The following is a 23538-nucleotide window of genomic DNA, read 5'->3' as shown; positions in this document are numbered from 1 at the left end:
CAAAATTTTCCCCTAGCCCCGATAGCAGCGGTTACCCCGGAATTTGCGTTGAGACCCTTCGGCTTCGCTCAGGGTGACAGTGCTGGCGTGAGGAGTATGAGCGGATAGCGGGATCAGCTCATAAAAAAACTCCCCAAAATTGGAGAGTCTGTTATTATTGAGTGATATATTCGTAATTATACTGAGCTGAAAGGTTTCCGTTGGCTTCTTTTGAGACTACCTGAGTAGGTAAACCGGCGCTGTTGTATTCTATCGTAGAGGTTCTGGTTTGGTTTTGTATCCAGGTCCCGTTACTTTTGTAGCTTACCTTTTCTATCAGATAATTATTGGGGCTCATCACAATAGCTCTGCCCATCATAATTCTAATATACTTATTGAGATTGATATATGGGTTCAGTTTATCATCGTAGGAATACACAACTTTAGTGCTGGATCCTCCACCCTCTGAAATCTCTGATGAAATATTGTTCCCATTATAAGCATACGTATCAACGATGGGATTGGAACAGTCTGGCGACTGGCAAAGAGATGTAGAGATCACCTGTCCGTTGGTATTATAATTATAGGTAATCGTTCTGTTGTAATCCGGATGAGTGTTGTAGATTGCTTTAACGCTTGCCAGCTGATCTCCGTTATAATTAAAAGCAGAATAGTATTCCAGTGTCTGGTTGGTATTATAATGATTTATCTTTACAGGTTTCCCGTTATTGTATTCAAATGTGGAAGTTCCATAGGCAGACGAAGTTTTTATAAGCTGTCCCTGACTATTGTATTCAAGGGTTTCTACGCTGGTTTGAGGCTGTGATGGATTATCATAGTAAACTGTAGTGATTTTACTTAATAACATTTTTGGTTCGGAAGGATTATTGGTTCCCTCATTATCATCATTGCCGCTGCAGCTGTTAAGGAATACAACAGCGCTCATCATTCCCAGAAATAAGTAGTTTTTCATGTTATTTTTTTAGTTGACAAAAATAAGGAATTGCCCTGCGGCACTCCATAAAAAATCCCACTATCTTAGAAATAATGGGATCATATCATGTTTTATTTAAATCTTAGTATCTGTAGTATTCAGGCTTGAATGGCCCTTTTACATCTACACCGATATATTCAGCCTGCTCAGGAGAAAGAGTTTCAAGTTCTACGCTTAATTTCTTAAGGTGTAAAGCTGCTACTTTTTCATCCAGGTGCTTAGGAAGCATATATACTTCATTACCATAAGCTGCAGAGTTGTTCCATAATTCGATCTGAGCCAAAGTCTGGTTAGAGAAAGAGTTAGACATTACGAAACTTGGGTGGCCAGTAGCACATCCTAAGTTTACCAATCTACCTTCTGCAAGGATGATCACTTCTTTTCCTTCAATAGTATAAATATCAACCTGAGGTTTCACTTCAGATTTAGTCTGACCATAGTTTTTGTTTAACCAAGCCATATCGATTTCGTTATCGAAGTGTCCAATGTTACAAACGATAGCTTTATCTTTCATTTTAAGGAAGTGTTCTCCTCTTACGATATTGAAGTTACCTGTTGTAGTGATGATGATATCAGCGTTGTCTACTACAGTGTCTAATCTTTTTACTTCATACCCGTCCATAGCAGCCTGAAGCGCACAGATTGGGTCAATTTCAGTAACAGTAACGATAGAACCAGCTCCTCTGAATGAAGCTGCAGTACCTTTACCAACATCTCCGTATCCGCAAACTACCACTCTTTTTCCGGCCAACATTACGTCTGTAGCTCTTCTTACTGCATCTACAGCAGATTCTTTACATCCGTATTTGTTGTCGAATTTAGATTTAGTTACTGAATCGTTTACGTTGATTGCAGGCATTACTAAAGTTCCGTTCTTCATTCTTTCGTACAGTCTGTGAACACCTGTAGTGGTTTCTTCAGAAAGACCTTTGATATCTTTTGTGAATTCAGGGTATTTATCAAAAACCATGTTTGTTAAATCTCCACCATCATCCAAAATCATGTTTAATGGCTTTCTGTCTTCACCAAAGAATAAAGTCTGCTCAATACACCAGTCAAATTCTTCTTCATTTAAACCTTTCCAGGCATACACCGGAATTCCAGCAGCAGCAATAGCAGCAGCAGCGTGATCCTGTGTAGAGAAAATATTACAAGATGACCAGGTAACTTCAGCTCCTAAAGCTACCAATGTCTCGATAAGCACAGCCGTCTGGATTGTCATGTGAAGACATCCTGCGATTCTTGCTCCTTTCAGTGGCTGAGATGGTCCGTATTCTTCACGGATAGACATCAAACCAGGCATTTCTGCTTCTGCAAGGGTAATTTCTTTTCTACCCCATTCTGCAAGGGAGATATCCTTAACTTTATAAGGAACGTATTGTGTTGTAGTACTCATATGTAATGAATAATTTTAAATTCAATTGATTACGAAAGGCAAAATTACGATTAATAATTAAGATATAAAAACGGCAGATCAAGTTCAGTTTTATGAGATTAAACATGAATTAATATTATTTAGTCTTAATATAAATAATTAATTTTAACTGATAAATAAATATATTATGAACCATACCCATACAGAAAAGAAAATCAAACCTGTTGCTCCAAAAGTACAGGAACTCATCAATGCTTCAAAAAGTATTATTCTGGCTACTGTAGATGCAGAAGGGAATCCCAATTCAAGCTATGCTCCTTTTGTTCAAGTAGAGCATACATTTTATATCCTGGTATCTTTCATGGCAAAACATACTAAAAACCTTGCTGACGGAAGAAAAACATCCATCATGTTTATTGAAGATGAATCAGCAACGAAGCAGATCTATGCCCGTGAAAGGCTGACTATTGAAGCAGGAGCGTCTCAGATTGAAAGAGATTCTGAAGTATGGAATACTGTAGTTGCCCAACTTAAAGAGACTCATGGTAAAGTAGTGGATGTCATTTCTGAAATGGGAGATTTTATTTTAATTGCCTTGCAGCCTGTAAAGGGATCTTATGTAAACGGATTCGGAAGCGCCTATTTTGTAGATGCAAATCTTGAAATTGTAGAGCATAGAAATGATGTGAATCATCAATCTAAATAATTAAGCTGGATGTTGGGAGCGGGAAGCTGGAGGTTTATAAATATTAAGGAAACAAAGAGTTTGTTTTTTATCGACAATTTCTTTTATCTGGTTTACAAATTATTTTTATAACAAATAGTAACTTCCATTCTCCAGCTCCCAGCTTCAAGCTTTTTTTAGTATTTTTGTCTCATATAAAAAAGAATGCCACTCTACAGAGATTTTTCAGATGATAATGCCACCATCCTTGTTTGGAAGTATGATGAAAGTGAAGAATTGGATATCCATAAGCTTCTGGAACCGGAAAATGCTGAGAAGGTAAAAGATTATCATCCTAAAAAATTATTGGAAGTCCTGATGGTACGCAAGCTCCTGAAAGGATTAAAGCCCAATTCTAAGATTTTATATAAAGAAAGAGAGCCTTTTCTTTCTCCCAACGATGCAGAGATTTCCATTACGCATTCTTTTCCCTTTGCTGCCATTGCCATTTCTAAAAATAAAATAGGGATTGATGTAGAAAAGTTCAATCCTAAGATTTTAAGGGTGATCGATAAATTTACCTATGAAAATGAGCGCGGTTTTATTCCTGAAGATAAAGCAGATACTTTTTATACAATTATATGGAGTGTAAAAGAAAGTATGTATAAAATTCACCACTCAAAATATTGGTCTTTAAAGAAAAACTATGAGGTGAAGCCTTTCGAGCTGAAGCATCTTCATAAAATAAGCTGCCGTGTCTATGACGACCAGTTTTCAGATGAATTCAAGGCCAGGGTAGAGTTTTTCGATGACTACTGCTTTACGATTGTGGAGGAGTAGGATCTGTCTCGTTTTTGTACTTCTCGATTACTTTTCTCTGTTCTTTTGCTACATCATAGATCAGTTCCAGAATATCATGGATGTTTTTAAGCTCCGTTAAATGGGATATTTTATCTGGATCTCTTCTGTCTACAATGTCATTTTCCTCAATCTCGGTTTTTCTTTTCAGAAGCATATCTTCAATGGAAGAATCTTCCGGCTCAAGGCGGCTTTCCATTTTCAAGGTTTCGTTGATGTCATTTCCGTTGAGGAGGGCAGAAGTTTGCTGCATTTCTGCTTCAATCTTCCGGCTCCAGCTTTCAGCATCTATTTCAGGATATTGTTCATTACTCTTGGAATATTGAGAAAGAGAAGCGGTATATGCTGTGATCAGGTGTGATGTTGCCACAAACTGATGAACAACTTCCAGTTTTTTCTGCTGATTTTTAGGATCCGAAATCATTCTCTGAAAATTGTCAGAAAGGTTGGCCAAAGAAATGATCGCATTTTTTCGCTTTACCTTATAATCTTCAAGATCAAAATTTCCCTGTAAGAATTTGGAAATCACACTCTGAAAATAGATAAGGTTGTCTGCTGCAGACTTCTTCATCAGATCCAGGTTTTGGGTATGTTCCCAAACTGGCAGTACTATATAAGATACTACAAAAGCAATGATTCCCGCAATCGCTGTATCAAATATTCTATCTTTAAAAATGATATTGACTTTCCCTGGATTTAAAAAATTAAAACTCAGGAAAACATAAATTGTCATGAATAATACCGCCCAGAAATAACGTCCTTTCAGAAAACTGAAACACATAATCATACTGATAAGCAGAATAGCGAGTAAAACACCGTTAATATGTACAAAATGCAGAATGGCGTAAGCAATGCTGGCCCCTGCAATTGTGCCATAGAGACGGAGCAGGTTTCTCTGTTTCGTGATGGAGTAAGCTGGTTTTAAAATGGCTGTAATGGTAATTAATATCCAATACGTATGTCCCAGTCCCAGAACATCAAACATCGAGAAAATATACCCCAGCAGCAAAGCCGTTGTAATTCTTATCGCATGGCGGAAATGGGAAGAGGATAGCGAAATATTATTTCTTAAAACCTTAGCATTGAGTTTGGGCTCATTAGGCATGAATTTTTTCAAGTCTAATCCCGTGGATAAACTTTTTGCCAGTTTTATATTCTGAGAAAATACTTTATAGATCTCGTTGATTTCTTTCGTAATTTCATAGATACGCATCAGGATCTGGCGCAGGATCATGAAATTTTCCAGATTATCAGGAGAAAGCTGTTTATTTCTGAGTTCGAAATAATTGTAATTAAGACTTTTTAATTCCTGTTCCAGATTTACCATCGGCTTTGCTCTGGTACCACTTTGAAGGGCAATTCCGATATTGGTGATCTCCTCTGCCAAAAGATTGAGATAATCATGGATATTAACAAGGATCATACTGTCCTCAAAACTCTGCTGAAGCTTCTGATAATCGCTTTCGGAAGTCATCAGCTTCTCATGAAGGTCCATGGAATTCAAAAACATCAGCATCAATAAACGACTGGTTGTTGTAGATTCATTGACAATAGTTCTTGTTTTAAAAACAGTTTCTCTGGTGTCTTCCTGTAAGTTTTTTATTGCAATCTGTTTTGCAATAACCTGAGTGGTCAGTTTATTAAAATCCGGATTTTTCTGATAATAATTAGCTTTAATCTTTAAAAACTCGGCCAGCTGAAGATAATTTTCCCCAATCATCTGGCTTGCCAGTTTATATGGACGGATTGTCGTTACAATAAGGAATATGAGCAAAAACCAAATACAGCCTGAAGCAAAGATCAGCAGACTTTTAAAGATATTACTTCCTGTAAGATGACCGTCAATAAAAATGGCAAGTACAACGAGTGATAGTGAACCTACTGCCGCCAATCTCTGACCGTAAACTCCGATCAGGGAGAAAAACATCCCAAATACGATGACTTCCAGGATTACCAATATTTTGATATTCATCACAAGACTTGCGATGAGCGCGACAAAAACAAAACAGAGGATTGCAAAAGTAAGGGCATTCCTTCTTCTGATGAAAGGCCCGGGCTGATCTGTAAGAGCTACAAAGCTGGTTCCTAGAGGGAAAAGAAAATATTCCTTCAAAAGCCCGAAGTGGGCGAGGACTAAACAAGGCAGAACAGTAGCTAATGTAATTCTGATAGCAGAATATACATACTGGCTGGTTACAAATTTTTTTAGCTCTGCCGAATAGTTCATACTACAAAAATAGCTATTGAATTTAAGAAAATCGCCATAAAAGAAAGACTTTTGTAAACTTAAATATTATATTTTTTTAATTGAGCTGTAGTACTATTTAAAAATAAATTGACAGAAGAAACATATGAATGATTCACAACTCATAATTGGTTATTTTTAACACAACAGCTAACAAATCTTGTTCCACGAATTCTTACCTTAGCTTATCTCAAGCTTAAATTATCATTTTATGAAGATCATCAGTAAAAATATATTAGCCATTTTGTTTTCTTTTATCATGTTAAGCTGTATTTCACAGAAGAAAAGCAGTTTTAAGGCAAAGAAAATTTATGAATCAAAAACTCTGATCATCACCCAGATTTCAGAAAACACATTTATTCATACTTCTTTTAAGCAGACCAATGATTTCGGGAATGTTCCCTGTAACGGATTGATTGTAAAAGACCATAATGAAACTATTGTTTTTGATACACCTACTAATGATACAGGTTCAGATGAGCTGATACAATGGATCAATGAAAAACTTCATGCGAAAATCAATGCAGTGATTCCCACTCATTTTCATGATGATAGTTTAGGAGGATTGCTGGCCTTTCATAAAAAGAATATTCCTTCTTATTCCAATGCTAAAACAATCGAACTAGCCAAAGAAAACAATTTCGTTGTCCCTGAAAACAGTTTTAATGATTCTGTGATTCTGAAAGTGGGTGATAAGGGTGTTATTGCTAAGTATTTCGGAGAAGGTCATACAAGAGATAATACTGTTGGATATTTCCCAAGTGAACATATTCTGTTTGGAGGTTGTTTGTTGAAAGAGCTTGAGGCGGGCAAAGGATATTTAGGAGATGCAAATGTCTCTGCGTGGTCAAATACCATTGAAAAAGTAAAAAAAGAATATCCCGACGTGAAAATTGTAGTTCCGGGACATGGAGATTATGGAGATGGGAGACTTCTTGAGTATACCATTACATTATTTAAAGGTCAATAGTGAAATTTTGCTTCGCAAAGTGAATGGTGAATGATTGTAGTATAAAAGAAATTGACAAGTGAAGCGGATTGACCCCTTCACAATTGATATAAAAAAGCCTCAATACAATGTATGAGGCTTTTTTTATATAGCTGTAGCTTTTTTTAACGATCGTTGTTGGATGTTTCTTCTCCGATGTTCCAGGTAAGACCGAAACGAAGCGTGTTATCCAATGCACTGTTGATTTTAGACATGTTGATCAGGTAAGAAAGATCAAGTCCGAAAGAACGGTATCTTAAACCAACACCCGCTGTAGCAAACTGTCTTGCTCCCTGCTCTTCACTTTCATGGAAGTAACCTCCTCTTACAGAAAATGCATTGTCATAAGAATATTCTAAAGCACCACTGTACATGATACTGTTTTTATTTTTGAAAGATTTTCCAATACCAGCCATTGGCCCTACATTCGGGATTTGATAAATAGGCTGTCTTGTATTTGGATCAATTCCTGCATATTCAGATCCGGGAACCAAAAGTTTTGAACCTTCTACAGAAATTCCAACTCTGTTCATATCATCCAGGTACATGTCATACCCAACTCCTAATCTTGCCATTGTAGGAAGATAAGATCTTGACTCTTCATTTCCTGTATAATCCAGTTTCGGACCTACATTCTGAATAGCTAAACCTGCATTCACTTTACCATCATATCCTCCGATACTGGAGAATCTTGGTGAGGTATAGTATGCTGAAACGTCTACTGCGAAACTGTTTGCTGCTTTAAGTGTAGTGTCTGTGTTGAATCCTCCGGCTAAGTCTGAACGGATAAATCTACCGGTAACAGCACCAGAGAATGAATCAGAAAGCTTCAAAGCATAAGCAACGTCAATTGAGAATTCGTTTGGTTTTGATGTACCCATTGATGCAATTTCTGTACCTACCAACTGAGTCAGGTCTACCTGTCCCATGTTGAAATAATAGATACTTGCAGAGATTGTAGATCTCTCTTCCTGCCCCAAAAACTTATGGAACGAAGCATATAATAAGAATACATCATTGGTAAGTTTCCCCATGTAAGGCGTATAGTTAAGACCTACGGAAGAACTTGTTCTGCTGAAAGGATATTTAGCCGCATTCCAGAATTGTGAAAATGCATCCGGAGAGGTTACCACCCCTTGATCTCCCATACCTCCTGATCTCGCATCAGGCGCAATTCTTAGGAAAGGAGCTCCGGTAAGAACTGGGTTTACTTTACCTAAATCTTGCGAATAGCCTAAAAAACCAGCACTCAAACCAAATCCTAAAAGCAGTTTAGTAGTTAAATTCATATGTTGTCTTTTATATATTATCAGTTTTTTGTTAATATTATTGTCTATGTATTATTTAATTATTTCAAAAGTACCATTTTTTCTACAGCTGTAGCACTTCCTTTGCATTTTTCTTGATTTTGACTTTTTGCAAATATCTTAAAAATATACGTACCTTTTGCTACTGTTGACCCAAAATCATCTCTTCCGTCCCATTCTATTGCCTGACGAGGGGTTCTAAAGCCCTGTAGGAAAGGTTCTGCGACTACCGGCTGCGATAAAGTTCTTACCAATCTTCCGGTTATAGTATAAATTTGTACGTTCACATCCAGAATATCATCACAATTGTGTTCAAACTGAATATAGGTTTTATTTGTAAATGGATTTGGCCAGTTCAGCGGACGGTTGATCGTCAGGTGTTGGTCAGATTCATCTTTAACTTCAAAATTTAACGTAGCAGATGTAGAATTATTGTTTATATCCCAAACTTTAAATGTCAGTTGGTGTTGTCCAATCGCTAAATTTCTGAAAGGATAGGTTACATTTCCTTTTTGGTAGTCAGCAAGACTTGGATTTAAACATCCGTTTCCTTCTCCTGCAGAGTAAAAATCATTTAAAACAACGGTATTGATAATCTGCCCGTCCAGGTACGTGGTAATATCGTGACCTACCCCTGAACCTGTAGAGTTGATTCCTGTGTCATCTGTAAGACAGGCAAGAAGCATAGGATTCTGGTTGGTAATTCCACCATCTGCAAAGTTGGTGTTATTCATATACAGTTTTACTTTTGGAGGCTGGCTGTCATTGATTCCATTAGGGTTGATATCACCTACTTGCACCGCCTGGTTGTTGAAAACATCCGTTGACTTGTTGTCTGCATAGGCTAAAATTCTTCCCTGTCCCACCGCATAGTTGATATCTTTAGGAACATAGAATTCTGCAGTGAATACTCCGTTTACAGCAGTTCCGGCAGCTTTTACAATAGCACTTCCTTCCTCTGTATAATCTAAAACCGGAGATAAAACACCGGTATTATTTAATGTTTTCTTATTTAATCTCTTATCAAAAATATTGATGCTGACTTTCCCGTTGAAGGTATTGTTCAATGTTCCGTTCGGATTATTGATGTGTCCTTTTATTTTCACGAAATCCAATCCTCTGATCAGTCCCGGAACCGGAGTTTCAATATTATCAATGGTAAGAAGTCTTTGAGGTCTGCTTAATTTCATAGCAGGGTCACCCAGGAAGTTTACCTTTAAATGGTTATTGTTTGGTCCCTTCTGTTTTTTAGCCAGTAAATGGGCATTTCCTAACGTATTGAAATCGTCATTCGTTAGTTTAAAAATATTCTGGGTAAATGTATTCGTGAAATCACGTCCGTAATCTACACCAATAGCACGGCTGGAAGTAATCATTGTTGATGCACCTCCCTGTTTCATTTTGATAAACTGTTCCCCTACAGAATTGGTTGCAGGCTCATCCCATAATGTAAATTCACATGTGATGGTAGAAACAAACGGGAATCTGCTGTATACATTAGAGAAGTTATTGGCATTCTGAACCTCAGTAGTTGTTAATACTCTTTCCTGTGCCCAGCCATTGATTCCTCCATGTCCGAAATAAAACAGATATAAACTGTTTCCGATAGCATTGGAAATAGCCTGGTTTACCTGTGGATATCTTCGACCTCCAGAGGTACTCTGAGCGGTAAAGGCATCCATATATAACTTTTTAACATTATATTCTTTAAGTTCCGTCTGTCCCGGTTGTTCAAATATGCCGGCCAGAGAACTGTTCATTACATTATGAAACGGACCTCCTCCCTCATCATTATCATCCACTACAAAGTCAAGTCGCATACGCCAGTCTCCGAAAGGAGTTGACTGCCCCTGAAGTTTGTTGTAATAAGCCAATGTTTTATTGATCATATCTCCAGCTTCACTTGCGTTTGCAGCAGGAATTCTTCCCACAGGCAGATCCGGTAAATTATTTTCAATTAACAATGTGGTCTGCGGTTTGGTCATTACAATATAATCATCCGTTACAAATGAGGATACGTAATCTGAAGACTGTTCACTCTGGTAGCTGGCAACAACGTTTGTATTATTGGGAACTCTGTTTTTATAATCAAATGAAGCATCACCCAGGATAAATACGTATTGAAGTCTGCCAAGAGGAGTATTGAGTTTGCTGACGAAATCTCTTATAGCCGTAAGATCTTTACTTCCGCTGCCATATTCTTCATAGATTTTGTTAACGTCTACAATTTCTACATTATAATTATGAGCAGTCTGGTGATAGTTGGCAATTCTCTGTGCCTGGCCCATCATTTCAGGAACCGTCAGAATCAGGTAATCTATATTTTGTAAGGCAGAAAGATTTTGATTGGAAATTCTTCCTACAAACTGTGGGCTGAAAGCCGCATCAGCACGGAATGCCACAAATTCATTATTGAAATTCTGATCAGCAGCTGTATAAGCAAAGTTGAAAGCGCCGGCTCCGGCTTTATTCACTCTTCGGCTGGCATTGGTAATATCCGTTACATCCCATACCTGTTCTATATTAGCCGCATTGGTAATGCTGAATCCGTAATCTGTATTACTTCCACTTACAATTGAATAATCCCTGAAGTTCATCTGTGAACCATTGAACGCAAGATTTTCTTTGTACTGAACTTCTGCATAATCAAAATAGAAAGTTCCGTTAGGGTTTTTAGAAATATCAGGATTCAAAACCATTGTAATCTGATTTCCGGTAAGATTGGTAAGCGTTCCGGAATAGGTTACAGGGTAGAAGGTATACTGATAAGATGAAGTATCTGTAGGAATCGTTTGCAGTGGATGCGGATTTAAATTATTGATCTTAAAATCAATCGTATTCTGTTGCGAATTATAAGCTACCACCTGAGTTCTGTATCGTATAACATCACCGGCCTGTATTGGCGAGTTGGTGGAAAGTGTTATTGTTTTTTCATTGCTGAAAGGAGTGTCTTCCACCCAGGTTCTTCCTACTTTCAACAAGTTTTTCTGATCCTTGTTGATCACCTGGTAATTGTCATATCTTGTAATCAGCTGGGCAGGAAGGGTTCCATCAACAGTTGGAACTCTCTTCCCTGAACCTTTGTCAAAGTTGATATAGTAATAAGAAAAATCTTCATATATATTTTTAACGTTATTACTTCTTTCGCTGAACCGGGTATCTTTTCTTTTAAAACCATTTCCATTGGAAGTGTCGTAAAGGTTATATCCATCAGGACCCTGAGCATAGAAAAGAGCATAATCATTATCGTTCCATACCCCGTCATCTTCACCTACTACCTGAATGGCATTTTCCTGTAAAGCTCCATATCTTGCATCCTGATTATATTCAGGAAGCAGTACCCCTCCGTTTCCATAAATTCTGAAATTTTTAGGATTTACAGAGCCGGGATTGATTCCGTTATCTTTTAAAAACTGGGATGTGATTTTGAATACACCGGATTTGTCAACTTTTATTTTATAAAAGTTACCACTTGATAATGGGTTGCCGGTTGTTCCTATCTTATTAACAGTTCCTGTAGTATTTACAAATGAAGAGGCTTCTGAAACATTAAACGAAGATAATCTCTGAACACGGCCTTTTACATTTTTAAACAAAGCAACACTGATACTGGCATAGCTGTCTCCATCTAAATTATAATAAGAAACATCTGCTACATCATAATCAGGGAGTCTTCCTTTATCCAACTCAAATAAATCCTGAGTAGGAACGCTTTCCCAGACAAGATCTGAAATTTTAAGCTGCTTTTCTCCGATTTTTTGCTTGGTTACTATAAAAACATTATTTTGGCTGAAAGAAAAACCCTCATTTTTAAAATTAGGAAGATTTAATTTTGTGTCGCCAAAATCCTGAATTTTCGATCCATTCCATTCTATGGTGTTTCTTTGGGCGTAAAGTGTTGATGCAAAAGCGATTAAAGATAAAAGCGTAATTTTTCGTTTCATGTTTACTATTGAAATTGCTAAATTACAAAATAAATGAAAATTTTAGAATTAAATTGCGATACAATAAAATTAAATTGTTAACGTTTTTCAAAAAAATCAAATGTTTACTTGATTTATTGAATAATTTATTTTTTCTTTGTACTTTGAAAATATTTATATCGACTATGAAAAAACTAAAGTTGTTTTCATTAATAGCATTAAGTTCTACACTTGCATTAACCAGCTGTGGCGGATCAGGAACCAGCAAAGGTGGCGGTACCAAAAAATTTGTCAGTAAAACGGGTTGGAAACCAAACGAAAAACAAGGTTGGTTTTTTGCAGGAAAGCAACAAAAGCAGAAGGGGTGGCCTGGAATGGTATATGTAGAAGGTGGAACTTTTACAATGGGATTAGTGAAAGATGATGTTATGCACGATTGGAATAACACGCCTCGCAGGATGCAGGTAAGTTCATTCTTTATCGGAGAAACAGAAATTACTAACTACGAATACCGCGAATACCTGACATGGTTGAAGTATGTATTCCCACCAAGTGATCCTAGTTTTAAGGAAATCTATAACGGTGCATTACCGGATACCTTATTGTGGGACAACAAATTAGCAAGAAACGATTATAATGAAACGTATCTGCGTTCTCCGGAATTTGATTACTATCCGGTGGTAGGAGTTTCCTGGACTCAGGCAAACAGATACTGTGAATGGCTGACAGATAGAGCGAATGAAAAAGCTTTGATGCAGTCTGGTATTATTGCCAAAGATTTGTATATCAACGAATCCAACAACCAGGGAGGAACTGCATTCAACATGGATAAATTCAAATCGAATGATCCTGAAATGCAAGGATATATTAATGAAAAAAGAATGCAGCAAAAAACTGGTATGAAAACTACAAACCAGAGATTGCTTGCAGCTAACAGAGCTCCAAATTCTGCAATGGTACAGAAGTTCAGACTTCCTACCGAAGTTGAATGGGAATATGCAGCTCTTGGTATGGCAAAAACCAGAGAATATAACCAATACCTAGGAAAAAAACCTGAAATCGAAAGACTAAGAGGTACCAAAGGAAGAGACAGAGGAATGTTCCTTGAAAACTTCAAAATGGGTAAAGGTGACTATTCAGGGATTTCAGGATGGAAGAATGACGGTTCTGCACAGACTTCTGATGTAAGAAAGTATCCATCTAACGATCTTGGTGTATACGGTATGTTCGGGAACGTTTCAGAATGGACTGCGGATGTGTACAGACCAATCATTGATGAAGATTACAGTGATTTCAACTACTATAGAGGAAACATGCCTCAGGCTATCGTAAGAAACGGTGACGGAACTTATAAAATGATCGACGAAGGTACTATCAAATATGATACTTTGGCTGACGGAAGATTAGTTTACAAAGGACTTCCTGGACAATTCGAAAGACAAACTATCGCTGATTACAGAAACTACAGAGATGGTGACAGACAATCTTCTTTAGAATATTACAGAGCTTCTGATTCTGCTGCTGGGTTCGATATGTACAATGCTCCTAAACAAAGCTTTGTTGTAGATGGAGCTGGTAGAGTGAAACTACAAAAAGATACCAAAGACAGAACTTCAGGAATTTCTAACGAGGTTAGAGTTGTAAAAGGTGGTTCTTGGCAGGATACAGCATATTGGCTGGATCCGGGACAAAGAAGATATAAAAATCAAAACAGAGCTTATGGTTGGGTAGGATTCCGTGTTGCACAGGATGCCAGAACTAACGATAAGGGTAGAACTAGAAGATAATATTTATCAAAAAATACTTATAAAAAACCTTCCGAACTTTCGGAAGGTTTTTTTATTTTTGAACCATGAAATCGCTTTGGTTAAAAAGTCTAAAATACTCATATAGATTTGGCGATTGCATATGACCTCTTTTTAAAAAATATATATTTCCACATGAATATAGAACAGTTTTATCCTTTATTTCTGCAGGCTGCAAAAGTGACCATCGATAGCAGAAAAATAGCAGAGAATGATATTTTCTTTGCCTTTTCCGGTGAGAATTTCAATGCAGCTACATTAGCGGAAAAAGCCATAGATGATGGAGCTTTGGCCGTAATTGTTGAACTTCCGGAGTTTGAAAACAGAGATAAAAATATTTTCTATGTTCCATCTACCCTTGAGTTTTTACAGCAATTGTCTCTTTATCATAGAAGCAAGCTTACCATTCCTTTTATTGGGCTTACAGGAAGTAATGGGAAGACGACGACTAAAGAATTGATTCATGCTGTACTCTCAGAAAAATATAATGTACAGTATACATTTGGAAATCTGAATAACCATATAGGAGTTCCTTTGACAATTCTTTCCATTAAACCGGAACATGAAATGGCTGTGATTGAAATGGGAGCTAATCATCAGAAAGAAATTGAATTCCTGTGTACCATCGCTCAACCCGATTTTGGATATATTACCAATTTCGGAAAAGCCCATTTAGAAGGATTCGGAGGTTTTGAAGGGGTGATTAAAGGAAAGTCTGAGCTTTATGACTATCTTAAAAATGATAACAGAACTGTTCTTGTTAATGAAAATGATCCTATTCAGGTAGAAAAAACTGAAAATTATTTACCTAAAATTACTTTTGGAAAAGAGACATCAGATTACAATTTTGAATCTTTTTCTGCAGAACATTTTGTAGGATTGACTTATCAGGGAGTAAAAGCAGTTTCAAAACTGACTGGAGAATATAATTTCACCAATCTTTGTGCAGCGGCAAGCCTGGGGCTTCATTTCGGAATCAGTTTTGAAAAAATAAAACATGCGCTGGAATTGTACACGCCTACCAATATGAGATCTCAGGTGGTGAAAAAAGAGGGTAAGACTTTGGTTCTGGATACGTATAATGCCAACCCGAGCTCTATGACCGCTTCTTTGAATAATTTCATCAGTTTTGAGGGCAGTAAAACCATTATTATTGGGGATATGCTGGAATTGGGTGATGAAAGTGAGAAAGAACATCAGAACATCTTAAAACTGGCTCAGGAACTTAACTTCAATGAAATTATCACGGTAGGAAAGCATTTTAAAGAGGTTAATTCTTCAGATCTTGCTTTTGAAAATACAACAGTCCTGATAGAATATTTAAAACAGAACAAAATTCACTCTGAAAATATATTGCTGAAAGGCTCCAGGGGAATTGCTCTCGAGAAGCTGATCGAATTTATTTAACAGAGTAAGGAAGCTGGAGGCTGGGAGAGGGAAGATCCTGAAGGTAAGTGAAGAGTATTCTCTTTTTTATTCAACTTTATAAACTTCATTGTTAAATGATCCCCGAAAAAGTGGATTGCCGGATAGTAACTTCCAGCTTCACTCTTCCAGCTTCCAGACCTACTACTTATTTCTTCAAGTCCCAGAATTCCTGTACAATCAGTATAATATTTTTGAAGGTACTTGGGAAAACTTCATCCTCAATTTCTGCTGTTGTTTTCCAGGCCACTTCAGTAATACCTTCTTCTATTTGCGGCTTGGAAGTGTCTTCTCCGTCAAAGTTCATTTCAAACCAATGGGTACATTTTAAAATTTTCTCACCATTTCTTTCTATATAGATATGGTAAGTGGTATTGATGAATTTTACAAGTTCTACATCACTCAGACCGGTTTCTTCTTCTATTTCCCGTACTGCAGACTCTTCTCTGGATTCTCCTTTTTCCATTTTACCCTTCGGAAGATCCCATTTGCCAAGTCTTTTAATGAAAAGGATTTTACCTTCTGGATTATTAACTAAGCCTCCTGCTGCTTCTATAATTCTGAAAAGCTTCTGGAATTCCTGCCATATTTCATCCAAATTCTCTCCATATACGTTAAGTTCCTGCACAGAAGTATTCTCCAGAAGATCCAAAGCGATCTCTAAAGTTGTATAATTTTCATACTCAAGCTTTTTTTCAAGAGCTTCCGGATGCTTAGATATCAATAATTTTTTTTCGTTGACAAAAACTTTATACATTTTACTTGAAATTAAATATAATTGATAATCAGTAGTTTGTGATTTTTAAAAACATGAAAAAATGTCATTTTTACTATGTTTTTTACTATTTTTTTACTACAATTATTCAGCAAATATAAAAAAATAGATATAAAAATAGCCTCGTAATGAGGCCTTAGTTTTCTTTATTTACTGAAGATTGTTTCTCTTCAATCTTATTTGGAAATAAATTTTTAATAACTGTTAAGTAGAATATTAGGATTGATGCTGTTAAAGTTCCACATACAAACATAAATTCAGTTTCTGAGATTTTAAACTCTAATTCAACGGTCTTAAATAGAAGTGGTATTTTAAAAACTTTAAAACCGTGTAATAGTATAAAAAAAGCAATAAAAACGGCCCATATACTGGAGAACCAAAAAGCCTTTTTTGCATTTTCCTTTCTTAGTCTTCGTTCATTTTTTTTATCCTTAAATTTTGAATGACTTTCTTTAAGTTGAGTCTTCTTTTTCAACTTGAACTCTAAAACTTTCAATCTTAATTCCTCGTGTTTAATAAAATCTCTGGAATCTGTAGAAGTGTCAGACTCTACAATTAGTTCTCCTGATGCTTCACTAATTTCTTCTTCTCCAAGAGTTTCGTCTTCCGGATTAAATTCATTGAAGAATTCACTTACTTGTTCTGGAGTCGGGTTTTCATGGTTAGTTGGCGTTGTATTATCTTCGCTCATCAATTAGTTTTTTATAGTGCTCTTTAATTATTTCGTTACTAATAACTTTGTGGTACACTTTTGGGTCATAAGCTTCTTTCCATGGAGTGTTATTCATATGAGTTTTAGTTGAAAGCTGTAGACCTGTAAATCCTTTATAGGCGTTCCAAATTGTTTTTAAAAAAGCTTTATCTTCATTTGATAATTTATTTTCTGAATACAGATCGACAATTTCAATATCAACATTGCTATGTCCAAATCGTTTTGTAACATGATATAATTCAGGGATTACAGGGCCGTATTTCCAAGCCTGAACACTATTTTTTATCAAAGGTTTGTCGTAAAAGCCAAGAAACCAACCATGTGCAATGTAAGTTAACTTAAGAAGCTTCATTGGCTCAAGAACCTGTCCATCTTCTTTAGCTAACTTTAGAAATTGTTTTGCAACATCAAAGCAGTTATACATAGCATTTATTTTTTTTAAAGATACAATTATTAGCTCAAAAAGCAAAAAGTTTGCAAAAGTAGTTTATTTCTTCAAAAAAACGAACATTTGATACTTATTACTTTTCAACAAATATCACAAAGCATTACGACAAAACACGTCGTATAATAAAAGATGCCCCGTTTGGGGCTTTATTTTTACCAGTTGTTGGATGTCTCATGTTTTTTATTCATTGCTTCTTTTAAATCGGAAATTAACAATTTAATTTTTTCATCAGTTTTTTCTTTTATGTCATTCCATGGACCTTTTCTCAGAAAAACATCATTGGTTTTGTCGGGTTTATCATTAGTGGTTAACGGCCCATAATTTATTGCACTTTTTGGCCTGCAGTTAGTGCCCTCATGAACTAATGAGTGAATAATATATTTATAGCGACCATTTTTTAAGTATATGTTTATTTTAAAATTTACATATCCTATAGTACACAGAGCACCAACATATATTTTTTTTGTATAATATCTCAGTTTTCCACCGCCTGTTATTTCTCCTTCATTGCTATCTTCAATTGTAAATACTTCTCCGTCATCTTTCAGGCTTTTTGTAATCCAATCTCTCGCCCTATTGTATAACTCCTGTTTTGTCACTGTAGAATCAACCGGCACGACTTCTTCATATTTTAATTCTTGAGCTGAAAAAAAGGAAGTAGTTACTAAAAATATTATAACTATTATTTTACTTTTCATTTTCATAAGATTGTTTTTCGAAAGGTGTGTTTCGTATTTTTATATCAACACTGACAGGGGAACAAGATATGAGATAATAAGTATCTTTGTTTTTATATTTAGCCTCATAGATCCATTCATCTGATTTGAAGGATTTGCGTAACAAAGTAATGAGCTGTTGGTAATCAAGCCTATTTGTAGTTATTTTATCATCACGATCTGCCACAAATGATTTGATAAATTCATACTTTTTATTACGGTTCATTTCGGAAACTATGTTGTACCATATCTCCTGAATGTTTTTTATTTTATTTGTATAAATAGATATTTCTTGTATTGTTTTAATGTCGTCAGATTCTGAGACTATCACCGAGTATGTTTCAAAATCATAAGAACGGCGTTCAATACCTAAAGACGTTGTTTTATAATTACTTTTAATACTTAAACCTGATTCTAGATCTGAAAACTTTTTTCCCACATAGCTTGACAATTGATCAACAGAGGAAAATGTTTGTGATTTAACTATTTGAGTATTTAACAAAAATAGTAACAACATTATAATTGAAAGTTTCATGATTAATTTTTCACAAATATAAAAATTAAAAAATATTCACATTTTACGGATACCCGTAATAAATCCGTATAAATACGTATTGTGTGAGAAAAAAGATTTGCTATACATGTGTAAAAATCATTGTTTATTGAAATAATATATTATATTCGTAACAAGGATATGAAGTTAATAAGTAATTAGCATCACTATATAATTAGTATTTTTGAGTTTAATTTATAAATGATTAACAATGAAAACACTAAAACTAATTATTGCAGGAGTTGCTGCTACAATTTTAATTAATTCATGTTCTTCTGATCGTGATGAAGAGGTGAGGGAAGATGCAATAGAATCAGTTAAAAAGAGTAACCAAGAAAAATTTAAGTTAAACAAATCTGGTACTGAAAGTCGTGATGCTGAACCACAAGCAGTCAGTGATACTATCATTGTGAAAAGTGGTAACGCAACTATGGCAGATGATCCGGATACAAATCTAGATCCAGGAAATGAAGGAGATCCAAAAGACGTTCCTCCAAGAAAATAAAATCAAAAAATCAAAATCTGCAAAAATAGGGTCGGTTCTTTTAATAGTATCGGCCATTTTACCTTGTATAGATGTTGTTTTTAAAAGATATGTCCCTGGAATGGACACTTTAAAGGACTCACAAGGAGTGCTTGTTACGGTAGATATTTGGCTTGTTACGTTGTTTATTTCTCCCGCTTTAATACTACTAGCTGTATCATTTAGGCCTAACCCTAAACTTTATTTTTTTCCTCTATTGACCTCTTTTTATAGTGGCACTGTATATTTTTCTCCTATTTTAGGAGGAAAAGTTGATTTCTTAAAAGTAAATAGTTGGACTTTTTTTATTGTCTCAGCCGCAGGGGCTCTTTTATATATGTGGCTTTTAAAATACATACGATGGCTAAGGCTGGACGAAAATGCTTCTGATCATTTTAAAAATGACTTAAAAGAAGAAATAAAAAGATTAAAACAAGAGAACGAGCAGTTAAAATCCAACAAACACCAGATTTAAAGATGAAAAGCTACGATTATTTACTTTTAGAGAAGCTGCTTGAAAAAAACAGGAGAATGTTTCGAAAGAAATTGATTGAATCCGAAGAGTATATTGATAATCATGAAATAATAATGACTAAAATTAAAAAAGTCATATTTAAATTTGAGAAATATGATATTGATATATTGCAAAATATGGATATTGACGAAACACTTGAAAGGTTCCGAAGAGAGATATTTTTAGTTAAGTTTAATCTTAATTAAATACAGCTTAACTTTTCTCCTTTTTTTGCGTTAAACTATTTTTAAGATCTAGAATTAGATCCGAAACCGCTATTCTTTCCTTCTCTATAAATTCAATAATTGCTTTAGCTTGATCTTCGTTCTGTTTTTTTTGTGCTTCTAGGCTTTTCTTTAATTCTTTTACTTCTGATAATAGGGTGTCAAAATTAGAATCTGATTTAACTGCTTTATTATCTGTTTTTAAGTTTGTGGGTGTATTTTCTTTTTCTGATTGGTTATACATAGGCAGCTCGCCCAATAGAAGCCATTTTTTTGATACATTATATGTGTCAAGAATACTATCTATAATTGCTTTTGACGGTTCTGGATATTTGTCAATATTACCTCTTTTGTCAATCTTAAATAGCCTATCAACACTTTGTTGACTTATGGTTTTTTCTCCTTTAGTTTTCTTCTTTAGATTTTCACTAATTTCTCTTGCAAAAGCAGCAGTGTTTCCAAAAGTCTTTTCAGTTATAAGTTCTTTAATCCTTAAATTAATATCCGGTAATATACATACCGCGTTTGTATTTTCTTCTTTTTTCATATATTTGTATAAATATTAGATGGTTATGAACGACAAGGAAATAAGTATTGAGCTTTTAAAGCTATATCCCCAGTACGAACATGAATATACTTTTGAACAGTTTTTAAATTTATTTAACTCTATGAGACGTTTTGTTGTTAGTAGAAAAAATTCAGTCACAAGAATAACAAAGCAAAACCTCAAAACATTTGAAGAGAAACAAGAACCACAGCATTTTGTAATTGTTGAGTTTCAAAGATTTAAAGAAAACTAAAGCTTAAGAAGCGCCTTTCTTCCTTCTAGTGTTATCCGTACAAAAATTACCTCTTTCTCTTCGGTAGAATTCAATCTATTTACAAACCCTTTTTTAATAAGCTTTAAAACCTCGTTGTATTCAGCGGGGTTTTCGTCTTTATCAAACGCCATAGCGTGTTCGCTAATCTTTTCTAATAATTCTTTCATATAAAATTTTTCTCACTGGTTATCAATTAGTTAAGTGTTTTGATGGTAAAATAAACAAACAACGCTTGTATATAACAAACATTGTGTGTATATTTGTCTCAACAAAACAACAACACAAAGGTAATCTTTTTGTTGAATGCGAAAAAACAGTGATAAAACTAATTTTTAATTAAAACAAATAATGTATGGAAAGTTTAATAATTGGGAAAACGATAAGTGCAGAAATTTCCTACTACTTGAAAGAATATACAACGGCTCAGGATATTGCTGATGTTAATACCGAGACGGGGATAAGTACTTCAACTTTAAACTATGTAAAAAGAAGAGCGGGTAATATTTCAGAAGAAAATAAAAAGGGAATTATCAGTTTGGCAAAAAAAGCATTCAATAATGCAGAAGCTAAAAGAAAGGAAGCCCTTAAGTGTAAAAAAGAACTCAGTTTAATTCTTCAATCATGAATCTAGACTATCAAATAGCAGAAGATTATTTACTAAAGCTTCCTTCTGAAACAAGAGAGGAATTATGTAAAAAGATTTTGAGTGGTTTGAAAACAAGAAAAAAGACTAAGAAGGAGATTGAGCATGAATACGCAAGTTACTTAAGCAAGTCAAAATCATTCAAGGATTTCAAAGAAAAATATTTTACAAAAAAATGAGCCACCTCGGCAAAGGTGACTCGGCAAAAACGAAATAGTAATTAAAATCACTACATCATGAAGGCAAAAGTAAAGAAAATTTTGGACAAAGAGATCAAAGCTTTTGAATTTTACAAGCAGACTGATTTCAGAACTAACAGAGAAAGAGTACATGGGTTTGTGTGGTTGGAAGATGGGGAGAGAATCTATGTTAAGTTTAATGAGTTTCAAATATTAAACAAGCTCGGGCAAGTATCGGGAATGGTTTTAAAATCGAATCCTGGTTACAAGAGAATAAAGAGAATGATCGCTCGTTGGTTTTCTTCTTATCGCAAAGGGTCAAAAGGAGGTCAGATGCATCATGTTACATATTGGAGAAGTAGAGCAGTTGACGGAATGCACAACATTAATCTTTTCAAGAGCTCCGGAATTAGCTTTTCAGAAAACAGGTCTAACTTTTTAAGACTAGCATCATGAAAGCTTTATTTCTACTCAAATGCTGGTTTATATATCAGTTCATCTGTTTAATTGAATACTTACTTAAAAAACAATAATCATGAACCTAACAGAAATACTAAGTCCTGAATTTCTAATTGATAAGGACTTTACGAAAAAAGTTTCAGATGAAGTTTATTACGAATTACAGATAGCAAGCTCAGAACCTTCAGTAATAGTATATGTCTATAATAATTCTGCTTCGATATGTATCGGTACAGGTAGGGAAAAAGACATTAAGATTGAAAGTGAGTCTCAGTTCTCACGTTTTTTAGAAACCATTCAAAACACTTTATCATGAAATCAAAAAAAGTAACTAGATACTATTCAGATTGCGGTAGGGGATTTTGGAAAAAGCAAAAGGCTTTAAATCATGAGCAAAATTGTACTTACTGGAAGAATCCAAAATTTAGATCATGTCTGTCATGCATTAATAAATGTATTGTAATTGACCATAATGATATGGAAGAGCCTTATCGCCAAACATGGCAAACTAATCTTTGTAAGTTTTCAGATTCAGGAATTCCAGTACATCCTGATTTTGACTTCATAAGAAAAAACTGTAAACATTATTTACCTAAACAATCATGAAAGTAACTGTAATAATAGAAAACGTTGGTGGTGTTTTTTACGTAAACCACAAACGATTAGGCCACGATAAGCTTTCTGAAATGGAGACAACAGCCTTAAACGAGTTCATCAAAGAGTTTAAACAATCAAATCAATAATCATGACAAAAGAAGATAAAATTAGAAAGGCTTGGGAAAATTGGGAACACATAGCAGTAGACGGAGGAGTTGATGAAAATGGATGGACAAACTATGTGCAGTCATATGGCTCTTTTAATATAAATGACTTTGAGCAGAAACAATTTCTAACAGGGGCTTCTATCAGACCAAATGAATTATCTGGAATCGAAAACAACAATGGATGGATGGTTCTTAATGAAGAATCATATGAAGAGTTAGAAAATGGATATTACATGTGGTATAATAATACAAACGGAGATTGGGAAATAGATGATTTATCAGATACCCATATTAAAAATTACACTCACTTCCAAAAAATTACAGTTCCACCTAAACCACCAATTTATTAACCAAAGCAAAAATGATATGGATATTCAAGACTACAGCCGGGGGCGTAACAACGCAAATTCCAAACTGGCATTTCAACAAGTAAAGGTGACTATTCCTAAAATGCAGGATAGGGTTTTAAATGAAGTAGACGGGATTAAATCAACTATTGAGATTGCCAATATACTGGGAGTCCAGATTCACACAATTTCCGGACGCTTCTCAGAGCTAAAAGCAAAGCAAAAAATCTATCAAACATCATCAAAAAAGATCGGTAGTAAATCATATGCCGTGTACACAAAAACAATTAATTAATC

General features: G+C 35.1%; 28 protein-coding genes. 16 read left to right on the top strand and 12 right to left on the bottom strand.

Annotation, left to right across the window (positions count from 1 at the left end):
- Window positions 1–154: 154 nt before the first annotated feature.
- Together CHRYMOREF3P_RS07605 and ahcY are read right to left on the bottom strand one after the other, a co-directional pair.
- Complete coding sequence (locus CHRYMOREF3P_RS07605; RefSeq protein ID WP_077418432.1) at window positions 155–952, bottom strand: hypothetical protein; 798 nt, start codon at window positions 950–952, stop codon at window positions 155–157.
- 103 nt (window positions 953–1055) lie between these two features.
- Window positions 1056–2369 (bottom strand): adenosylhomocysteinase, encoded by a 1314-nt coding sequence (ahcY, locus tag CHRYMOREF3P_RS07600; protein WP_047378461.1) that lies wholly within the window; start codon window positions 2367–2369, stop codon window positions 1056–1058.
- Between the two features lie 166 nt (window positions 2370–2535).
- Between ahcY and CHRYMOREF3P_RS07595 the strand changes: the two genes are divergently transcribed.
- Window positions 2536–3054: a pyridoxamine 5'-phosphate oxidase family protein gene (locus CHRYMOREF3P_RS07595; protein WP_077418434.1), complete on the top strand. Its 519-nt coding sequence runs from the start codon at window positions 2536–2538 to the stop codon at window positions 3052–3054.
- 183 nt (window positions 3055–3237) lie between these two features.
- Complete coding sequence (locus CHRYMOREF3P_RS07590; protein WP_077418436.1) at window positions 3238–3852, top strand: 4'-phosphopantetheinyl transferase family protein; 615 nt, start codon at window positions 3238–3240, stop codon at window positions 3850–3852.
- On the opposite strand, the gene CHRYMOREF3P_RS07585 is transcribed toward CHRYMOREF3P_RS07590, so the two are convergent.
- Window positions 3833–6097: an FUSC family protein gene (locus CHRYMOREF3P_RS07585; RefSeq protein WP_077418438.1), complete on the bottom strand. Its 2265-nt coding sequence runs from the start codon at window positions 6095–6097 to the stop codon at window positions 3833–3835. The two genes, CHRYMOREF3P_RS07590 and CHRYMOREF3P_RS07585, sit on opposite strands and share 20 nt — an antisense overlap.
- A gap of 229 nt (window positions 6098–6326) precedes the next feature.
- Between CHRYMOREF3P_RS07585 and blaCHM the strand changes: the two genes are divergently transcribed.
- The gene (gene blaCHM, locus CHRYMOREF3P_RS07580; protein WP_180564309.1) at window positions 6327–7085 is read left to right on the top strand and encodes a CHM family subclass B1 metallo-beta-lactamase; all 759 of its coding nucleotides are present in this window, start codon (window positions 6327–6329) and stop codon (window positions 7083–7085) included.
- 143 nt (window positions 7086–7228) lie between these two features.
- On the opposite strand, the gene porV is transcribed toward blaCHM, so the two are convergent.
- The gene (gene porV / locus CHRYMOREF3P_RS07575) at window positions 7229–8392 is read right to left on the bottom strand and encodes a type IX secretion system outer membrane channel protein PorV (protein ID WP_047378455.1); all 1164 of its coding nucleotides are present in this window, start codon (window positions 8390–8392) and stop codon (window positions 7229–7231) included.
- A gap of 59 nt (window positions 8393–8451) precedes the next feature.
- Window positions 8452–12354, bottom strand: a complete 3903-nt coding sequence (gene porU / locus CHRYMOREF3P_RS07570; protein WP_077418442.1) for a type IX secretion system sortase PorU — start codon at window positions 12352–12354, stop codon at window positions 8452–8454.
- 164 nt (window positions 12355–12518) lie between these two features.
- Between porU and gldJ the strand changes: the two genes are divergently transcribed.
- Entirely contained in the window at window positions 12519–14120 is a 1602-nt protein-coding gene (gene gldJ, locus CHRYMOREF3P_RS07565; RefSeq protein ID WP_077418444.1) for a gliding motility lipoprotein GldJ, read from the top strand.
- A 153-nt stretch (window positions 14121–14273) separates the two neighbouring features.
- Window positions 14274–15545, top strand: coding sequence for a UDP-N-acetylmuramoyl-tripeptide--D-alanyl-D-alanine ligase (locus CHRYMOREF3P_RS07560; protein ID WP_077418445.1), 1272 nt, complete (start codon window positions 14274–14276; stop codon window positions 15543–15545).
- Window positions 15546–15711: 166 nt separating this feature from the next.
- Here the strand turns inward: CHRYMOREF3P_RS07560 and CHRYMOREF3P_RS07555 are convergent, their stop codons facing one another.
- The 5 genes from CHRYMOREF3P_RS07555 to CHRYMOREF3P_RS07535 all read right to left on the bottom strand — a co-directional run bounded on the left by CHRYMOREF3P_RS07555 (window position 15712) and on the right by CHRYMOREF3P_RS07535 (window position 18749).
- Complete coding sequence (locus tag CHRYMOREF3P_RS07555) at window positions 15712–16320, bottom strand: NUDIX hydrolase (protein ID WP_180564308.1); 609 nt, start codon at window positions 16318–16320, stop codon at window positions 15712–15714.
- Between the two features lie 154 nt (window positions 16321–16474).
- Entirely contained in the window at window positions 16475–17029 is a 555-nt protein-coding gene (locus CHRYMOREF3P_RS07550) for a hypothetical protein (RefSeq protein ID WP_180564307.1), read from the bottom strand.
- Entirely contained in the window at window positions 17016–17474 is a 459-nt protein-coding gene (locus CHRYMOREF3P_RS07545) for a Panacea domain-containing protein (protein WP_180564306.1), read from the bottom strand. Before CHRYMOREF3P_RS07545 ends, CHRYMOREF3P_RS07550 begins: the two co-directional genes overlap by 14 nt.
- Window positions 17475–17650: 176 nt before the next feature.
- The gene (locus tag CHRYMOREF3P_RS07540) at window positions 17651–18196 is read right to left on the bottom strand and encodes a DUF4468 domain-containing protein (RefSeq protein WP_180564305.1); all 546 of its coding nucleotides are present in this window, start codon (window positions 18194–18196) and stop codon (window positions 17651–17653) included.
- On the bottom strand, window positions 18186–18749 hold the full coding sequence (locus tag CHRYMOREF3P_RS07535; RefSeq protein ID WP_180564304.1) for a hypothetical protein: 564 nt from the start codon (window positions 18747–18749) through the stop codon (window positions 18186–18188). Before CHRYMOREF3P_RS07535 ends, CHRYMOREF3P_RS07540 begins: the two co-directional genes overlap by 11 nt.
- 229 nt (window positions 18750–18978) lie before the next feature.
- Here CHRYMOREF3P_RS07535 and CHRYMOREF3P_RS07530 point away from each other — a divergent pair, with 229 nt between their 5' ends.
- The 3 genes from CHRYMOREF3P_RS07530 to CHRYMOREF3P_RS07520 are packed head-to-tail and all read left to right on the top strand — an operon-like array spanning window position 18979 to window position 20010.
- Entirely contained in the window at window positions 18979–19272 is a 294-nt protein-coding gene (locus CHRYMOREF3P_RS07530) for a hypothetical protein (protein ID WP_180564303.1), read from the top strand.
- Window positions 19235–19765: a hypothetical protein gene (locus tag CHRYMOREF3P_RS07525; protein WP_180564302.1), complete on the top strand. Its 531-nt coding sequence runs from the start codon at window positions 19235–19237 to the stop codon at window positions 19763–19765. The genes CHRYMOREF3P_RS07530 and CHRYMOREF3P_RS07525 overlap by 38 nt, the downstream gene beginning before the upstream one ends.
- Window positions 19766–19767: 2 nt before the next feature.
- Complete coding sequence (locus tag CHRYMOREF3P_RS07520; protein WP_149831953.1) at window positions 19768–20010, top strand: hypothetical protein; 243 nt, start codon at window positions 19768–19770, stop codon at window positions 20008–20010.
- 7 nt (window positions 20011–20017) lie between these two features.
- On the opposite strand, the gene CHRYMOREF3P_RS07515 is transcribed toward CHRYMOREF3P_RS07520, so the two are convergent.
- Window positions 20018–20575, bottom strand: a complete 558-nt coding sequence (locus tag CHRYMOREF3P_RS07515; RefSeq protein ID WP_149831954.1) for a hypothetical protein — start codon at window positions 20573–20575, stop codon at window positions 20018–20020.
- A 25-nt stretch (window positions 20576–20600) separates the two neighbouring features.
- On the opposite strand from CHRYMOREF3P_RS07515, the gene CHRYMOREF3P_RS07510 reads away from it, so the two are divergent.
- A complete protein-coding gene (locus tag CHRYMOREF3P_RS07510; protein ID WP_180564301.1) occupies window positions 20601–20828 on the top strand; it encodes a hypothetical protein in 228 nt (75 codons plus the stop codon).
- Here the strand turns inward: CHRYMOREF3P_RS07510 and CHRYMOREF3P_RS07505 are convergent.
- Window positions 20825–21016, bottom strand: coding sequence for a hypothetical protein (locus CHRYMOREF3P_RS07505; RefSeq protein ID WP_180564300.1), 192 nt, complete (start codon window positions 21014–21016; stop codon window positions 20825–20827). The two genes, CHRYMOREF3P_RS07510 and CHRYMOREF3P_RS07505, sit on opposite strands and share 4 nt — an antisense overlap.
- Before the next feature lie 185 nt (window positions 21017–21201).
- Between CHRYMOREF3P_RS07505 and CHRYMOREF3P_RS07500 the strand changes: the two genes are divergently transcribed.
- The 7 genes from CHRYMOREF3P_RS07500 to CHRYMOREF3P_RS07470 all read left to right on the top strand — a co-directional run bounded on the left by CHRYMOREF3P_RS07500 (window position 21202) and on the right by CHRYMOREF3P_RS07470 (window position 23536).
- Window positions 21202–21474, top strand: coding sequence for a hypothetical protein (locus CHRYMOREF3P_RS07500; protein ID WP_180564299.1), 273 nt, complete (start codon window positions 21202–21204; stop codon window positions 21472–21474).
- Window positions 21471–21671 (top strand): hypothetical protein, encoded by a 201-nt coding sequence (locus CHRYMOREF3P_RS07495; protein ID WP_180564298.1) that lies wholly within the window; start codon window positions 21471–21473, stop codon window positions 21669–21671. Before CHRYMOREF3P_RS07500 ends, CHRYMOREF3P_RS07495 begins: the two co-directional genes overlap by 4 nt.
- Window positions 21672–21728: 57 nt before the next feature.
- Window positions 21729–22127, top strand: a complete 399-nt coding sequence (locus tag CHRYMOREF3P_RS07490; protein WP_180564297.1) for a hypothetical protein — start codon at window positions 21729–21731, stop codon at window positions 22125–22127.
- 79 nt (window positions 22128–22206) lie between these two features.
- Window positions 22207–22446, top strand: coding sequence for a hypothetical protein (locus CHRYMOREF3P_RS07485; RefSeq protein WP_180564296.1), 240 nt, complete (start codon window positions 22207–22209; stop codon window positions 22444–22446).
- Window positions 22443–22736, top strand: a complete 294-nt coding sequence (locus tag CHRYMOREF3P_RS07480) for a hypothetical protein (protein ID WP_180564295.1) — start codon at window positions 22443–22445, stop codon at window positions 22734–22736. The genes CHRYMOREF3P_RS07485 and CHRYMOREF3P_RS07480 overlap by 4 nt, the downstream gene beginning before the upstream one ends.
- A gap of 139 nt (window positions 22737–22875) precedes the next feature.
- On the top strand, window positions 22876–23244 hold the full coding sequence (locus CHRYMOREF3P_RS07475) for a hypothetical protein (protein WP_180564294.1): 369 nt from the start codon (window positions 22876–22878) through the stop codon (window positions 23242–23244).
- 16 nt (window positions 23245–23260) lie between these two features.
- Window positions 23261–23536 (top strand): hypothetical protein, encoded by a 276-nt coding sequence (locus CHRYMOREF3P_RS07470; protein ID WP_180564293.1) that lies wholly within the window; start codon window positions 23261–23263, stop codon window positions 23534–23536.
- The last annotated feature ends 2 nt before the right edge of the window (window positions 23537–23538 follow it).

Origin of the sequence: Chryseobacterium sp. JV274, assembly GCF_903969135.1 — a bacterium.
In the GTDB taxonomy this organism is placed as follows: Bacteria; Bacteroidota; Bacteroidia; order Flavobacteriales; family Weeksellaceae; genus Chryseobacterium.
The sequence above is the reverse complement of the archived record's forward strand: the minus strand, read 5'-3'. Positions and strand labels throughout refer to the sequence as shown.

Bases quoted from the DNA above. Each gene is read 5' to 3' on its own strand.
- CHRYMOREF3P_RS07550 (WP_180564307.1), bottom strand. From the start codon at position 17,029: ATGAGCGAAGATAATACAACGCCAACTAACCATGAAAACCCGACTCCA.
- CHRYMOREF3P_RS07545 (WP_180564306.1), bottom strand. From the start codon at position 17,474: ATGTATAACTGCTTTGATGTTGCAAAACAATTTCTAAAGTTAGCTAAA.
- porU (WP_077418442.1), bottom strand. From the start codon at position 12,354: ATGAAACGAAAAATTACGCTTTTATCTTTAATCGCTTTTGCATCAACA.
- CHRYMOREF3P_RS07485 (WP_180564296.1), top strand. From the start codon at position 22,207: ATGAACCTAACAGAAATACTAAGTCCTGAATTTCTAATTGATAAGGAC.
- ahcY (WP_047378461.1), bottom strand. From the start codon at position 2,369: ATGAGTACTACAACACAATACGTTCCTTATAAAGTTAAGGATATCTCC.
- CHRYMOREF3P_RS07605 (WP_077418432.1), bottom strand. From the start codon at position 952: ATGAAAAACTACTTATTTCTGGGAATGATGAGCGCTGTTGTATTCCTT.
- CHRYMOREF3P_RS07480 (WP_180564295.1), top strand. From the start codon at position 22,443: ATGAAATCAAAAAAAGTAACTAGATACTATTCAGATTGCGGTAGGGGA.
- CHRYMOREF3P_RS07530 (WP_180564303.1), top strand. From the start codon at position 18,979: ATGAAAACACTAAAACTAATTATTGCAGGAGTTGCTGCTACAATTTTA.
- CHRYMOREF3P_RS07590 (WP_077418436.1), top strand. From the start codon at position 3,238: ATGCCACTCTACAGAGATTTTTCAGATGATAATGCCACCATCCTTGTT.
- CHRYMOREF3P_RS07520 (WP_149831953.1), top strand. From the start codon at position 19,768: ATGAAAAGCTACGATTATTTACTTTTAGAGAAGCTGCTTGAAAAAAAC.
- CHRYMOREF3P_RS07515 (WP_149831954.1), bottom strand. From the start codon at position 20,575: ATGAAAAAAGAAGAAAATACAAACGCGGTATGTATATTACCGGATATT.
- porV (WP_047378455.1), bottom strand. From the start codon at position 8,392: ATGAATTTAACTACTAAACTGCTTTTAGGATTTGGTTTGAGTGCTGGT.
- CHRYMOREF3P_RS07595 (WP_077418434.1), top strand. From the start codon at position 2,536: ATGAACCATACCCATACAGAAAAGAAAATCAAACCTGTTGCTCCAAAA.
- CHRYMOREF3P_RS07535 (WP_180564304.1), bottom strand. From the start codon at position 18,749: ATGAAACTTTCAATTATAATGTTGTTACTATTTTTGTTAAATACTCAA.
- CHRYMOREF3P_RS07470 (WP_180564293.1), top strand. From the start codon at position 23,261: ATGGATATTCAAGACTACAGCCGGGGGCGTAACAACGCAAATTCCAAA.
- CHRYMOREF3P_RS07585 (WP_077418438.1), bottom strand. From the start codon at position 6,097: ATGAACTATTCGGCAGAGCTAAAAAAATTTGTAACCAGCCAGTATGTA.
- CHRYMOREF3P_RS07475 (WP_180564294.1), top strand. From the start codon at position 22,876: ATGACAAAAGAAGATAAAATTAGAAAGGCTTGGGAAAATTGGGAACAC.
- CHRYMOREF3P_RS07510 (WP_180564301.1), top strand. From the start codon at position 20,601: ATGAACGACAAGGAAATAAGTATTGAGCTTTTAAAGCTATATCCCCAG.
- CHRYMOREF3P_RS07490 (WP_180564297.1), top strand. From the start codon at position 21,729: ATGAAGGCAAAAGTAAAGAAAATTTTGGACAAAGAGATCAAAGCTTTT.
- CHRYMOREF3P_RS07525 (WP_180564302.1), top strand. From the start codon at position 19,235: ATGAAGGAGATCCAAAAGACGTTCCTCCAAGAAAATAAAATCAAAAAA.
- blaCHM (WP_180564309.1), top strand. From the start codon at position 6,327: ATGAAGATCATCAGTAAAAATATATTAGCCATTTTGTTTTCTTTTATC.
- CHRYMOREF3P_RS07500 (WP_180564299.1), top strand. From the start codon at position 21,202: ATGGAAAGTTTAATAATTGGGAAAACGATAAGTGCAGAAATTTCCTAC.
- CHRYMOREF3P_RS07555 (WP_180564308.1), bottom strand. From the start codon at position 16,320: ATGTATAAAGTTTTTGTCAACGAAAAAAAATTATTGATATCTAAGCAT.
- CHRYMOREF3P_RS07505 (WP_180564300.1), bottom strand. From the start codon at position 21,016: ATGAAAGAATTATTAGAAAAGATTAGCGAACACGCTATGGCGTTTGAT.
- CHRYMOREF3P_RS07495 (WP_180564298.1), top strand. From the start codon at position 21,471: ATGAATCTAGACTATCAAATAGCAGAAGATTATTTACTAAAGCTTCCT.
- CHRYMOREF3P_RS07560 (WP_077418445.1), top strand. From the start codon at position 14,274: ATGAATATAGAACAGTTTTATCCTTTATTTCTGCAGGCTGCAAAAGTG.
- gldJ (WP_077418444.1), top strand. From the start codon at position 12,519: ATGAAAAAACTAAAGTTGTTTTCATTAATAGCATTAAGTTCTACACTT.
- CHRYMOREF3P_RS07540 (WP_180564305.1), bottom strand. From the start codon at position 18,196: ATGAAAAGTAAAATAATAGTTATAATATTTTTAGTAACTACTTCCTTT.